The organism is Archangium minus (genome assembly GCF_044360475.1).
In the GTDB taxonomy this organism is placed as follows: Bacteria; Myxococcota; Myxococcia; order Myxococcales; family Myxococcaceae; genus Archangium; species Archangium minus.
The window spans coordinates 632751-646912 of record NZ_CP043494.1 but is presented as its reverse complement, the minus strand read 5'-3'; the positions used below and the strand labels follow the sequence as shown (position 1 = coordinate 646912).

Genomic DNA, 14162 nt, shown 5'->3' with positions numbered 1-14162 from the left:
CCCATGCCCACCTTCTTCATCCTCTCCACGAGCGACGACTCGAAGCACTGCTTGGTCGACGAAGCGCCCGAGTCCCTGATCCCCAAGATGTGGCGCATCACCGACGGGCTACCCATGGAGCACCGCTACCCACCCGACGTGGTGCTGAAGATGGACAGCGGCCACAAGGGGCTGGTGGTCCCGGACCTGGTGAGCAACACCGAGTCCATCGCCCTCGTCTCCAGCAAGCTCAAAGGACTGCTGGAGCAGCACTCCGGCGCCCGCATCGAGTTCCTTCCAGCCTCCATCGCCAACCACAAGGGCCGGGTCGCCGCGAAGGACTACTTCATCGCCAACGTGCTCGACCACGTGGACTGCGTCGACAAGGAGCACAGCGAGGTGGAGGAACTGAATCCCGACCCTACCCTGCTCTCGGGCCTCTTCCGGCTCCAGGTCCTCCAGGATCGGATTCCTCCCGAGGCAAAGCTGTTCCGACTGAAGACCATGCCCTCCGCCATCCTCATCCGTGACGACCTGCGTGCCCTGCTCGATGCCGAGCACCTCACGGGCATCAGGTACATCGCCATGGGCGAGGAATGCGCCATCTACTGAGCCCCTGAGCCATGTCCTCCTCGAGCGTACTGGAGACCGTCCGCGACGATTCCCTCTTCGGGCTTGAGGAAGCCGTGCGCGCCATCCAGCAGCACGACGCCCTGGAGCAGTCCGGACAGGCCTATGTGGTGGCCGCGACGTGCCACCGCCGGCTCGCCCTGTGCGCGTTGCTGGTGGATGCACGGCCGGACCGCTTCTCCGCCCACCTGTGCCACTCCGCGCACGCCCGCCTCCACTTCCTGCAACTCGTCGCGGGAGGCCATGGCGCCGAGCCTCGCTTCCTCTGCGCGACCCAGGAGTTCTCCTTCATCGACGCCCTCGCGGCCGGACAGCCCGACCTGGCCATGGACATTGCCCGGCTGGCGGCGCGGCGCCATGACCCCACCTTCGAATACGAAGACGACTTCCTCCTCCACCACTTCCTCCACCAACTCCTCCTGACGACACGGGGAGCGGATTCCGCCGACCTGCCCACCCTGTTGGAGCGCTGGGAGGCGGTGCTGGAGGGAGGCTCCGACACCTATCTGGACACCTGCCGTGCCCTGCTTCACCGGCAGGCCCACGCCTTCGATGAGGCACTCCAGGCCACCGTCGATGCGCGCCTGTTGCAGTTCCAGAAGCGGCCCCGGGACTCCGGCCCCAACGATGAGCTGAGGAAGACCGAAGGGGCCGTGTTCATGATGGGTCTGGCGATGCTCCGGCTGGCGGAGCTCCAGGGAATGGACACCCGGCGCGAGTACCCCACCCTTCCCTCCCTGGCGCGCGTCCCGGCCGGCCGGCCCGCGCCGCCGCCCTCTGCGTGGATGGCGCCAGGATGGGTGGATTAGGCAAGGGGACGCGCGGGGCGGTATCCTTTCGAACCCGAGGGAGGCAAGACGTGCTTCCCCAACCGCCCGATGCAGAGGTCCTCACATGAGCACGCCTCCCGATAGCAAGCCGACCCACTCAGGCCCTCCCACCCGGGAACCCATCCTGGGCAGTCGGGCCGGCCAGCTCGCCGGGCTCGAGGCCTCCGGCGCGCCGCTCGTCGACTTCCCGGGCAATACCCTGGGCCCCGTTCCCGCGCGTCTGGCCCTTGCTCTGGATGCCCGGGGGCTCCAGGAAGCCGTCGCCCGGCGACAGAAGGTGGTCCTCCTCTTCGAGAATGGGGATCCCGGCATGCCCTTCATCATGGGCCTCATCCAGGAGCCGAGCCCTACGCCACTGCTGGACGCCCTGCTGGAGAACCCGCCCGAGGCCGCGGCCCCGCGGCCCATGGAGGCCCATGTGGACGGCAAGCGCGTGGTCATCGAGGGCCAGGACGAAATCGTCCTCAAGTGCGGCGAGGCCAGCATCACCCTGCGCCGCAATGGCAGGGTAATCGTGAAGGGCACCTATCTGGAGTCCCGAGCCACGGGCACCCACCGCATCAAGGGTGGCTCGGTGGAAATCAACTGAGACCATGGCCGAGCTCACCAGGAAGCCGCTGCACTGGGACATCTACGAGGAGCACCTCAACGAGGCGGCCTTCCGTTGGAGTCAGTGGGAGAAGGCGCTCGACGCCCCTGACTTCACGTTGGAGGAAGTGGCGGAGCTGGAAGAGCATGTGGCCGCGCACGTGGACGGTCTGGTGCTGGGCAGTGGGCCCGTAGCGGAGCACCTGCTGGTGCCCGCGCTCGCCGACGAGCCCGAGCGCATCGTCCCGGCGGCCCTCGCGCTGCTCCAAGCGGAGGTGCCTTCCGGGCCCGCCGCCGTGCTGGCCGCGCTGCCCGAGGCCACACCTCCCGCGCTCGCCGCGCTCCAGCGCGCGCTCGAGCTGGTGCCCTCGCGCTGCATTCCCGCGAACTTGCCGGCGCTCCTGAAGCAGGAGGACGCCGCCCCCGAGCTGCTGGCCCTGGTGCTCGAGACGCTGGGCGTGCACGGGCTGGCCACGGCGCCGCTGTGCATGCCATTCCTCACGCATCCGAAGCCCCAGGTGGCCGCCGCAGCCCTGCGCGCCACCAGCCGCGCTCGGGTGCCCTTGGAGCCCGCCATACTCCAACGCGCATTGGATTCGGCCGAGCCCACGCTCCGGAATGCAGCCATCCTCGCCGGGTTGATGGCGGGACATCGAGGAAGCTGGGCGGCCTGCCAATCCGCCGCTGGGTCTCGCGAGCCTGGAGACGGGCTGCCCCTGCTGCTCCTGGGGATGAGCGGGGATGAGCGGGACGTGAAGCGGCTGCTGGAGCTGCTGTCCGACGAAACGCTCCGGCCGCATGCGCTGTGGGCCCTCGGCTTCTCGGGTCGCGTGGCCGCCGCCGATGCCTGCTTGAAGCAGATGTGGAATGAGCCTGTCGCGGCGCTCGCGGGCGAGGCCTTCAGCGCCATCACCGGGCTGCGCATCGCGGAGGAGTATGGGGCCCCACGCGAGGAGGAGGAGCTTCCTCCTTTGGAGGAGGACCTCGACGCAGACCTCACGCCCAAGCCCGAGGACTCACTGCCTTTGCCTCAGCCCGAGAGAGTCGAGGCGTGGTGGCAGCGGGAGCGACAGCGGCTGGACGTGAAGCAGCGCTATCTCGCAGGGCAACCCTTCACCCCCCAGGCCCTGCTCGACGCACTCGTCAGCGCGCCGATGCGGCGCCGCCATGCGTTGGCGCTGGAACTGGCATTGCGCAGCCGGGGCACGATTCAGGTGCCGACGCGTACATTCGTGGCGCACCAGCTTGCAGCACTCAAGGCGGCCCGCGCGACGCCGGCCTCATCGTTCAGCCGACCGTTCGCGGAAGGCCTTCGCGGTTAGCCGCGACAAGATTCAAGCTGAGCTTCTCTGGGCGGAGCGTGAAGGGAAGCGCTTGGGGCTCCAATGGGAGTGAAGAAATAGGACAGAAATGCATAACGAATCCCTGCCCTCTCTCTTCTTCAATGAGTGAGGGTTCACACCCCGCTCCGCGGCGGATGCCTCATGAAACAGGAATCCACCTCGCGCAGGCCAACATCTACCTGACCGGGTGAATCATGAAGAGTCTTGGAACGTCCGTTGTCTGTGTGGCCGCTTGTGTGTCTCTCCTGGGCGCTTGCGGACCGGCGCTCGAGGGCGAGGAGCTCGAGGGGACCGATCCAACGGCAGCCACGGCCGAGAAACCCAAGGGTGCTGGAGTCCCAGATCCCACCGCGGCCGAGCTTGCGGAGCCCAGAATGGTGCATGCGCAGACCTTCCTGGGAGACCTGGGCAGAGTGGTGGCCTCCCCCGCCGCCACCTACGCGTACATCAGCACGGCCAGCAACCAGTGGTCTGTCAGTTGTAACGGCGGGTCGTCGCGAGACATCGCCTACGTGTGGACGGTGCCCGAAACGGGGTCCTACACCTTCACCACCTCCGGTTCGAACTTCGATACCGTCATGCAGATCCGCAACTACAGGGCCACTTCGGAGGTCATGGGCTGCAATGATGATACATCGACCACTCTTCAGTCGAGGATCACCCTCTCGGGCCTGGTCAGGGGCGTGTCGTTGCTGATCATCATCGAGGGCTACGATGGCGAATACGGCAACCATGCCCGTTTGAACATCGTCAAGAACAACTGAAAGCCGCAGTCACGCGGGCCAATCGGTACGAGCCGGACATCAACCCCAGTCCGTCCGGCTCCCACCCGCTGACTTCTCGCATCATCACTCCCTGGCGCGGCCCTCCTGACCACCCGACTCTGGAGGGCAAACCCACCCCACGAAAAATATCTCTGCATAGTTCGATTCGCGCTCGCCTCCTTGGAAATGAGGAGGGTTTCACAATGAACGCGCATCACATCTTCGTTGTTCTGTCCGTGGCTGCCATCCTGGGAGGCTGCGACTCCGCTGGAAGACAGGTTGAGAAGGGGCAGGAGGTAGGACAGGAGGTATCCAGCGGGGGCTCGGGCTCCGGCGGGACCGGGTCCCAGCCAGCGTCCCCAACTCCGGTAGACTCCAGCTCACCAGGAACGCCGGGCGCACTTCCTTCTGACACGGACACCCTCGCGGATCCCTGCGCGGATGCAACGGGAACGGGCACCTACAAGGGCCACACGTGCGAGGACTCGTTCACCTTCATCACCGCCGAGGGCCTCTCCTGCCAGGAGGCGCGCCGCAAGTGCACGGCCAAGGCCGCAGCCAATCGTGAGACGAGCTTCTACTGCACGTGGAACAACCGGGTCATCTACCGACAGGATGTGGTTGCTGGCGCTTGCAATCCGCGGGTCTGCGAGCTCGCGTCGGGGACGGGCAGGTATCGAGGCTACATCTGCGGTTCTCACAACTTCATCATCACCGACAATATCCCTTGCGAGTACGCACTCGAGAACTGCGCGCTCAACGCCGCCAATAACCCCACCAGGAGCTTCTTCTGTACGTGGAACGATATCGAGGTCTTCCGCAGGGAACTGGTCCCCGGCATCTGTAATGGCCTGCCCTGAGCCCTCGCTCCCGCTCACCTCTCGCCTCTGCAACTTCTGGACAAGTACCTACCACGAAGGACTGGAAGGTCCTTCGACACTGGAGGAATGTCATGACGCGTCGTCTGCTGCTCATTGGAGTGTCTTTGCTGGGATCCGCCTGTGGCGGCGCCATGGATGAGTCCATGGAGGAGAGCTCGACCCTCGGGACCGTGAAGCAAAAATTGGCACTCTTCGACTACATCGCATCCAACACGAATTACGCGCAGAACGTCACCAACTCGGCGCACAGCGCAATCACGCTGGCCGCGGGTGAGACGGTCATGATTGGGACCTGCGGGGTGACCGAGAGCGCCCATACCCGCGACACCTTCCTCCGCCTTCTCAATCCGGCCTCGACCGAAGTGGCTACCGCCGACGATTCCTGTGACACCCTTGGCTCCAGGATCGTCTATACGGCGCCCTCCGCCGGGGACTACACGCTCCGGGCGGGATGCTTCAGCTCGGGCTCCTGCTCGGGCACGGTCGCGATCGCGCGTCGCAAGGCGACCTTCGCCGCGCCTACCTTGAGCAACACCAACAACGCGACCATCAACACCTACAACAAGCAGTACTACTTCACGGGAGGTGACACCATCCGCGTCAGCACATGCGGTTCGAGTGCCTTCGGCGCCACGGCGAGCGGAGACACCGTCCTGCGGCTCTTTCAGCAGACCAGTGGTACCTACACCCAGGTTGCCACCAACGACACCGCCGCGGACGGTTCTTGCGATACCGCCGCGGAGATCGTCTATGCGATCCCGACCTCCGGGTACTATCAGATCCGAGTGGGCTGTACCGCCAACACCGCGTGCAGCGCGACCGTCGCGATCTACACCGAGTAACCCGGTGAAGGGCGAGCGCTCTACAGCTCGAGAGGCGCTCCCTTACCGGTAGCGATGAAGGGTGCCCAGTAATAGGGGTGGGGGTGCTTCCGACGCATCTCCCGCATCGCCGAGTGCAGGGCCGCGACGCGGCCCTCTCCCGCGAGCAGGTGGCGGTAGAACGCCTCCATAAACTCGCTGGTCTTCCCATCATTGATTTTCCACAGACTCGACACGACCGTCTCCGCGCCAGCCACCACCAGCGCGCGACGCAGGCCGTAGATGCCCTGGCCCAGCTTGACATCTCCGCGCCCGGTGTCACAGGCCGAGAGCACCACCAGTTGGGTGCCCCAGAGGTCCATCCCCCCCAGCTCGAGCGCCGTCACCAGGGAGCTCGCAAGGGGGGCGGGGCCCGAAGACTCCTGCGTGCTATTCGCGCCCGCGAGCACGAGGCCGGAGCGCAGCAACGGATCCTCCGGATGCTCCCTGAGGCCGGGGTCCGCCAGGGCGCAGCACTGCTGTACCGCGCGAGTGGCGGGCGGAGTGGCTGCATCCCCGAGGAAGAAACCGTGGGTGGCGATGTGCAGAAGACCCGGCCTGTCCAGCTTCAACAGCGCGTCCTTGGAGGCCGCGCGGCCCAGGAGCAGCGACGCTCGCGGAAACAAACGCTGGATGGCTTCAGCCTCCTGACGCGTACCGGGCAACGGGAGCCAGGGCCGCTCCACGAGCTCGGCAGACCGCATCGAGAAGAACCGCTGGAGGGAGGCCAAGCGCTCAACGGAGGAGGACTCGGTTTCGACGGAACCAGTAGCGGAGGTGGTGCTGAAGTCGGGATCGGCCAGGACAACCACGGAGCGCGAGGAAGGGATGTCCTCTGGATGGGGCAGCAAATCCTTGCCCGAGGTGAGATAGGTGAACTCGAAGGCATCAACGAGGAATCGTCTGCCATCGTGGAGCGCGGTGAAGGGAACAAGGGTGAGCTGGCCGTCAGGTGAGACGAAAAGGCGCCTCGTCTTGCCAAGCAACGGAATCAGCCGGTGCAAGGTGAGCGTGTAGAGCTCCTGGGCGGCGGACTCATGTTCGGACGAGTGACCCGCGAGGGCTTGATGGAGTCGCGAGGCAGCTTGGTCGATGGTCTCGGCGGGCCCCAGGTCAAGAGCATGGGAGCGGCCATCCGCGAAGAGCACGAGCGCGAGGTAGCGCAGCCCCTTCGAGCTCTCGGACTGAGGAACGCCCATGCTGGGAACCAGCGGGCCCTCGCTATAGGCAACGAATTCGATGAGTGCGCCATCTTTGGGGATTTTTGATGCCACACTGTCGGCGAGCTTGTCGGGAGCAGGCTGGGACCGGAGTGCACGCAGAGGGCCCGAGCGCCTGGCGAGCTCTCTCTCGAGGGCATCGCACTGGTCAGCGAGCTTCTGCAGGTGCCGTTGGTGTTGCGAGGGAGAGAGCTTCCCGGCTCCAGCGAGCGCCAGTACGGAGCGCTCTGTACGGAGCGCGCGTAGACGCTCGAGAGTCTTGCGATCTTCCGGGTTCAGGTCACGGAAGATGATTCGAGAAGTATCGGCCATCTCCTCAAGCGAGCGGCCCTTGCGAAGGAGTGCAGCGGAGAGGGCCAGGCGACGGACGCGCTCATCGTCCGGATGGACGCGAACGAGCGCGTAGAGGCGCTCCTCGTCTTTGCGAAACCGAAGGAGGGTGCTCGCCAGACGTGCTTCGGAGAAGCCCAATATCTCCTGGCGCAGGTGCGCTTCGGAGGCAGCCAGGGATTGCGCGAGGAGAGGCAGGGCCTGCGAGAGGTGGTGTTGGGCCAGACGAAGCGTGGCCAGGTTGTTGAGTGACGCCGCGACAGCAGGGTGGTGTAGCCCCAGGACCGATTTCCGAATGGCGAGAGCGCGCTCGAACAGAGGCTCCGCCTTTGCATCAACCCCCTGCTCCCTGTAGAGCAGGGCGAGGCGATTGAGCGTATCGGCGACTCTGGGGTGGTGAGGGCCCACAGCGGCTTCCTGGATGGAGAGCACACGCTCGTATATAGACTCCGCCTTGGAGTAGAGCCGCTGAGCACGGTAAAGGCGGGCGAGGTTATCGAGAGAGTCCGCGAAGTAAGGGTGGTGTGGGCCCAGGGCGGTTTCCCGAATGGCGAGCGCACGCTTGAGCAGAGGCTCCGCCTTCGCATGCAACCCCTGGTCGAGGTAGAGCATGGCGAGGTCATCGAGCAACATGGCGCTGTTGGGGTGATGCGGGCCAACGGTCTCTTCCAGAATGGAAAGAGCACGCACGAACAGAGGCTCCGCCTTGGAGTAGAACCCCTGCCTCCAATAGAGCACGGCAAGGTTGGTGAGTGGGGGCGCGACGCGGCGGTGGCGTGGGCCCAAAGAGGCTTCCTGAATGGCGAGCGCACGCTCGTACAGAGACTCCGCCTTGGAGTAGAGACCCTTCTCTGCGTAGATGGACGCAAGATGGAGGAGTGAGGCGGCGACCACGGAATGATGCGGGCCCAGAGCCGCTTCCCGGATAGCAAGCGCGCGTGAGATCAGAGACTCCGCTTCGGAGTAGCGCCCCAGTTTACCGTGGAGATCTCCGAGGAGATTGAGCGAGGCGGCGACCTCAAGGTGATGCGAGCCAAGGGCCTCTTCTTGAATGGAGAGCGCACGCTCGAACAAAGGCGCTGCCTCGGAGTAGAACCCCTGATAGACGTAAAGGTCACCGAGTTGGGCGAGCGAGGATGCAACATCCGGATGGCGCGGGCCAAGGGCTGCCTCCTGAATGGGGAGCGCGCGCTCGATCAGAAGCGCGGCCTCTGGATATCGACCCGCCGCCTTCAGCTTCACCCCCTCTTCGACTGACCGCCGAGCCTCTGTCAGTTGTTCTCCTGGGCGGCTCTTCTCGACCAGCGTGCATCTCGCACAACACAGAACAACGAGCACCAATACAGCAGCTGTTCGCGGTGTAGTTGTCTTCAACCCTGCCCCCCGAAGAGTGTCCCTTCCCCGGGCTGTACTTCAGCCCTCTTCACCAAGGACCTGACTGAGGCCCAGGTCGAAATGGCTCTCGATGGCTGTCAGGAGGCTCGTGAACTCCATCGAGGACAAACCAAGGCGCTCCCGGAGCCGACGCTTCGTGTCCTCGAAGACCGCCTGCCGTGCACTCTTGAGCCAACGTGAGATCGTGGACTGATTCACGCGGAACAGCGCCCCCATCTGGGTCGTCGACAGCCCATCGATGAAGTGGAGCTGGAGTTGGTGTCGCTGCGGACTCGGCAGCGCGGCGAAGGATTCTCGCACGGCCTGGCGAAACTCGTGACGGTAGCGGCGCTTGATGAGCTCGAGATCCACATCGACGCCCCCTGCCGGGAAGGCCTCGAGAGCCGCGAAGACGTTCTCATCCGAGGTCTCCCGGCACGAGGAGCCCTGCTTGAGGGCCATACGCACGGCGATGACTCGAATCCAGCTCAGCAGCGCACCCCGGCCCGTATAATCGACAAGTCGCGGCCCCGCCTCGCTCGTCCCCACCAGGAGGTGGATGCGAACCGACTGGCAGACATCGTCGAGCACCACGGCAGGCTGCTTGAGGCCACCGAGCAACGCTGGCAGCTTCGCCAGGTAGTGGCGTTCCAGCCTCTCGATGGACCCGGGCAAGTCATGCACGCATGCACATGCGAGATAGAGATCGCCAAGGGCCAGTTGGTCGATCCGCGGCGCGAGCGGGCGCCCTTCGCTGTTGAGGAAGAGCTGGGCCAGATGACGAACGAAGACATCAGCAGGTAAGGACACTCGGGGCCAGGAAGCACGGCCCACATCCCAGGCCCAACGAAGCTGGCCTTCAAAATCGCCGGGAAAGCTCATCTCGGGACCGGACTGATTCTCCATTCCCCCTATCCTATCATTTTTTTCACCCACAGTAATGCCTGCTGGATGCGTTCGGGGAAAGCCGCTTTCCCGCGAGCTGGTGTCTGGACCCACTTCATCTAAACTGGCTCATCGACACGAGAGCCCCCGGAGCGTGCATGCCCAGTCATACCGACCAGGCTGACCCGCAGTGCCTGAGCGATGAGCTCCTCGCCGAGCTGATCGATGGGCGGCTGGCAGGGGAAGAGTTGTCTCGGGCCCACCAGCACACCGCTGAATGTCCGGCGTGCCGTGAACTTCTCGTAACACTCGCTCGTGGAGGGTTGTGTCTGGAATCCGGGGAAGAACCGCTTGTCTACCTTTCGGAACCCGAGCCCCCCACCTCCGAATGGATACCGCCCACCCGGTTCGACGAGTTCCGTCTGGAGCGCCTGCTCGGTCGCGGCGCCATGGGCGTCATCTACCTCGCGTACGATCTCTCCCTGGACCGGTGGGTGGCGGTGAAGTTCATCGCCGCGTCTCGACCCCACACTCGGCTCCGCGAGCACTTCCAGACGGAGGCGCGCGCTATCGCGCGCCTGCAGCATCCAAACGTCGTCACCGTCTTCCGCGTGGGAGAAGTTGAGGGCCATCCTTACATCGTCTCCGAGTACCTCGTTGGTCGGAGTTTGGATGAACTATCCCTACCATTACCCTGGAGACGAGCCCTCGACCTGGGCATGGGTCTGGCCCGTGGGCTCGCGGCGGCCCATCGCCAGGGCGTGTTGCACCGGGATCTCAAACCGGCCAACGCCTTCCTCACCAACGAAGGCGAGGTGAAGCTGCTCGACTTTGGCTTGGCCGAGCTTGTTGAATCGGTGACATCCGAGGAGCCGAGCGGTATGCGTACCGTCGCGGGCTCGCCACGCTACATGGCGCCCGAGCTCTTCCAGGGCGCGCCTGCGACGCCGCGAAGTGACATCTACGCCCTCGGCCTGGTGCTCTACGAGCTATGCACGGGCGACATTCCCAAGTGGCATCGAAGCCACCTGAACTTGCTGCAGAGCGAGCAGAGCAAATCAGGACAGCTGGAGAAATTGGAGCACGGCGACAACTCCCCGCTCACCACGAGCGTGCCAGGCATCGACCCAGACTTCGCCTCGCTTATCGAGCGCTGCCTTCGCGTTGATCCGGCTGAGCGTCCTGCCTCGACCGAGGCACTCTGCTCCGCGCTCGAGCGGCTCCATGAGCCGGACCTGCTCGCCCATGGCAATCCCTACAGGGGTCTCGCACCCTTCGAAGCCGAGCACCGGACGCTCTTCTTCGGGCGCGACGCGGATGTCCGCGCCGTGCTCGAGCGCCTGCGCCGTCAGCCCCTGGTCCTCGTTGCCGGTGACTCGGGTGTCGGCAAATCTTCGCTCTGCCGCGCCGGCATCCTGCCCCGCGTGACTCAGGGTGCGCTGGACGAGTACCGCGACGCCACAACCCTCACATTGGAACCTGGCCGCCGTCCGCTCACCACCCTTGCCGCCGTCCTCGCGCCTGTTCTTGGGCAACCGGAGGCCGAGCTCGGTGCCCGGCTCGCCGAAGAATCGTATGCGCTGGGACCAGCACTGCGAGCGGCCTACCAGGAGGGACGTAGCCTGCTTCTCTTCGTCGACCAACTGGAGGAGCTCGTCACCCTCAGCGAGCCCGCCCAAGCGGCGCGCTTCGCCAGTATCCTCGGCGAGCTCGCCCTGCCAGCGGCCGGCGTACGCGTGCTGCTCGCGGTGCGCGGCGACTTCCTCACCCGCCTCAGTGCGCTCCCCGGTCTGGGCGATGAGGTGGAGAGAGCCCTCTACCTGCTCCGGCCTCTCACTCCGCAGGGAGTACGCGAGGCCATTATCGGTCCCGCACGCAGCCGGGGAGTGGTTTTCGAGTCCGAGGAGCTCCTCCAAACGCTTGTCTCGGCCACGGCGCAGAGCGCGGGCAGCCTGCCACTGCTCCAGTTCACACTGGCCGAGCTGTGGGAGCGCCGCGATCCCACCAGGGGCTTCATCACCCAGACCGCTCTCGACGAAATGGGTGGAGTGGCCGGGGCCTTGTCCCGACATGCGGATGGCGTGCTCGCGAATCTCCCTCGAAGCGCGCGACAGGCCGCACGTCGTCTGCTCGGCCTTCTCATCACGGCGGACGGTACCCGTAGCGCACGGAGCGAAGAGGAGCTCACCGCCGTTCTGAACGAGGATCGCACCGCCTTACAGGCGCTCGTCGAAGGACGCCTCATTCATACGCGTACCACGGGAGACCGGACGAACTACGAGATCGCCCACGAAGCACTCATCGCGAGTTGGGGCACGCTGCGTCGGTGGCTCGACGAGGATGCCGGCCAGCGCGCGCTCCGGCAGCGCATCGAGACCGCAGGGGCCGAATGGGAGCGCCTGGGACGTTCCATGGACCTTCTCTGGCGGGAGCGACAGCTCAATGAGGCACGGGTGATTGACACCTCCGCATTGGGCGCACGCGAGCAGGACTTCCTTCGTGAGTCCCAACGCGTCGTACACCGCCGGAGTCTTCGCCGCTGGAGCCTCGTGCTCCTCCTCCTGCTCGTGGTGGGAGTCATTTATGGTGGGCCGCGTCTGCAAACGCACCTGGAGACCCAGCGCATCGTCAGCGCCCAGATGCTCACGGCACGGAACGCGCGTGACCTGGGGCGAACGCTGGCACAGAACGCCAGTGCGAGTCGCGACAGAGCGCTTGCGCTGTTCCATGGCACGCCTCCCCCTGCCTCCGAAGCGACGCAGGAGGCTCCGGACCTCCGTGCACTTGCCGAGAATGAATGGAACCAGGCACTCGGTGCGCTCGAGCAGGCCGAGCTCGCCTTCGCCGAGGCAGAGCAGGCACTCGAAGACGCGCTCGAGCGCGACCATGGCCACGAGGAGGCACGCCAGCTTCTTATCTGCATGACGTACGAGCAACTCCTGCTGGCCGAGCGCTTCCACCGAGCCGACGAGCGTGCCCGGCTCGAGAAGCAATTCAGACGGTTGGCGGCAGGGGACGTGGTGTGGCTGCAACAACTCGACGCCCCGGCAGGGCTCGAGGTCGAGACCCAACCGCCGGGCGCGAGCGTTGAGCTCACGCGCTATGTAGAAGAGGGGGGACGGCTGCGGCGAGAAGCCGTGAGCCACCAGGCCACATCCGGGCAGGCGTCTCCCTTGGCCTGGAAGGGCCTGCCGGCAGGCTCCTATCAACTCCGCTTCACACGGCAGGGCCACCCGCCAGTCGAGCTGCCCTTGCTGCTCGAACGAGGGAGGACGGAGAAAGTCCAGCTGGAGCTTCCTTCGGTCGTACCCGAGGGATACGTCTACATTCCCCCTGGCTGCTCTCTCACGGGCAGTGCTGATCCCGAAGTCGTGCGAAAGCTGCTGCTCAGTGCACCGCTGAGCCAGAGCTGTCTGGAGCGGGGCTACTTCATCGGGCAAACCGAGGTGACCCTGGGTGATTGGCTGGCGTACATCGACACCCTGCCCGCAGAGGCGCGACAACGGCGCAGCCTCGCGACCATGCAAGAAGGCATGGGCAGTGCGCTCAGGCTGTGGAAGCTGCCCGATGGCCACTGGAGCTTCTCCCTCCGGCTGGAAAACGGGGAGCTCCTCTCGGCGCGAGATGGCGAGCCCATTCACTTCCCCGGCCGGAGCCATCGCCAGCAACAGAACTGGCGGCGTCTGCCCCTCACAGGGGTCTCCGCGGAGGAGCTCGGGGGCTATCTCGATTGGCTCCATCGCTCCGGACATCTACCGGGAGCACGCCTGTGCAGCGAGCTTGAGTGGACACGTGCGGCCCGCGGCGCCGACGACCGCAGGTACCCGCATGGAAACCATTTCCACAAAGATGATGCCAACATTGATGAGACCTACGGCCGCCAACTGAACGCCATGGGACCCGACGAGGTGGACGCTCACCAGGCCTCGGTCAGCCCCTTCGGCCTCTTCGGCATGGCGGGCAACGCCTTCGAGATGACCAAGCCCACGACGCCGGACCTTGATGCCATCGTCCTGCGAGGGGGTGCCTGGTACTACGGTGAAGTTGGCACGTTGATCGCCAATCGCCAGGCCGGAACCCTGACGCTCCGCGACACCCGGGTAGGCGTGCGTGTGTGCGCATCCGCTCCTGCCCAGTAGACATAAAAACACGCATAACTCGCCCGCTTCGGGCCTCCGTTCCGTGAGACCTCGTGTCACGAGGATGTCCTGTCACGGAAGAGGCCCCCGATGAAAAATCCCCTTCTCCTCCTTGTCTGTTTGTTGGCGGGTGCCCCCGCGCTTGCCAGTGCACCCCAACGAAAGCACCCGCAGCCACAGGAGCTTGCGCCCAAGAGTAGACAGGCGTCCATGCCGACGTCCCTGACCGGGAACAGGCAGCGGGTGCCCCCTTGTCAGGGCCAGACGCTCCAACGCAGTGTGTGGCCGCAGGGTGCACTGCTATGGGGCACCAGGCGCAAGGAGATCGCCGAAGAAACA

The 14162-nt window shown here is 65.2% G+C and carries 10 protein-coding genes; 8 read left to right on the top strand and 2 right to left on the bottom strand.

Going from position 1 to position 14162, the window contains the following annotated elements; genetic code table 11:
• The first annotated feature begins 3 nt into the window (after positions 1 to 3).
• The 7 genes from F0U60_RS02715 (at position 4) to F0U60_RS02685 (ending at position 5857) form a co-directional block, all read left to right on the top strand.
• Positions 4 to 591, top strand: coding sequence for an imm11 family protein (locus F0U60_RS02715; RefSeq protein ID WP_395813619.1), 588 nt, complete (start codon positions 4 to 6; stop codon positions 589 to 591).
• An 11-nt stretch (positions 592 to 602) separates the two neighbouring features.
• Positions 603 to 1418, top strand: coding sequence for a hypothetical protein (locus tag F0U60_RS02710; RefSeq protein ID WP_395813617.1), 816 nt, complete (start codon positions 603 to 605; stop codon positions 1416 to 1418).
• Between the two features lie 85 nt (positions 1419 to 1503).
• On the top strand, positions 1504 to 2028 hold the full coding sequence (locus F0U60_RS02705; RefSeq protein ID WP_395813615.1) for a DUF6484 domain-containing protein: 525 nt from the start codon (positions 1504 to 1506) through the stop codon (positions 2026 to 2028).
• Positions 2029 to 2032: 4 nt separating this feature from the next.
• On the top strand, positions 2033 to 3349 hold the full coding sequence (locus F0U60_RS02700; protein WP_395813613.1) for a TIGR02270 family protein: 1317 nt from the start codon (positions 2033 to 2035) through the stop codon (positions 3347 to 3349).
• A gap of 395 nt (positions 3350 to 3744) precedes the next feature.
• The gene (locus F0U60_RS02695) at positions 3745 to 4134 is read left to right on the top strand and encodes a hypothetical protein (protein ID WP_395813611.1); all 390 of its coding nucleotides are present in this window, start codon (positions 3745 to 3747) and stop codon (positions 4132 to 4134) included.
• Between the two features lie 203 nt (positions 4135 to 4337).
• Positions 4338 to 4994 carry a hypothetical protein gene (locus tag F0U60_RS02690; protein ID WP_395813609.1) on the top strand — a complete coding sequence of 219 codons (657 nt, stop codon included), beginning with the start codon at positions 4338 to 4340 and terminating at the stop codon, positions 4992 to 4994.
• Positions 4995 to 5086: 92 nt separating this feature from the next.
• The gene (locus tag F0U60_RS02685; RefSeq protein WP_395813607.1) at positions 5087 to 5857 is read left to right on the top strand and encodes a hypothetical protein; all 771 of its coding nucleotides are present in this window, start codon (positions 5087 to 5089) and stop codon (positions 5855 to 5857) included.
• A 20-nt stretch (positions 5858 to 5877) separates the two neighbouring features.
• On the opposite strand, the gene F0U60_RS02680 is transcribed toward F0U60_RS02685, so the two are convergent.
• Both F0U60_RS02680 and F0U60_RS02675 read right to left on the bottom strand, forming a co-directional pair.
• Positions 5878 to 8667: a tetratricopeptide repeat protein gene (locus F0U60_RS02680; RefSeq protein WP_395813605.1), complete on the bottom strand. Its 2790-nt coding sequence runs from the start codon at positions 8665 to 8667 to the stop codon at positions 5878 to 5880.
• A gap of 171 nt (positions 8668 to 8838) precedes the next feature.
• Complete coding sequence (locus F0U60_RS02675; protein ID WP_395813603.1) at positions 8839 to 9705, bottom strand: sigma-70 family RNA polymerase sigma factor; 867 nt, start codon at positions 9703 to 9705, stop codon at positions 8839 to 8841.
• Positions 9706 to 9842: 137 nt separating this feature from the next.
• Between F0U60_RS02675 and F0U60_RS02670 the strand changes: the two genes are divergently transcribed.
• Positions 9843 to 13823, top strand: coding sequence for a protein kinase (locus F0U60_RS02670; protein ID WP_395813601.1), 3981 nt, complete (start codon positions 9843 to 9845; stop codon positions 13821 to 13823).
• Positions 13824 to 14162: the final 339 nt, after the last annotated feature.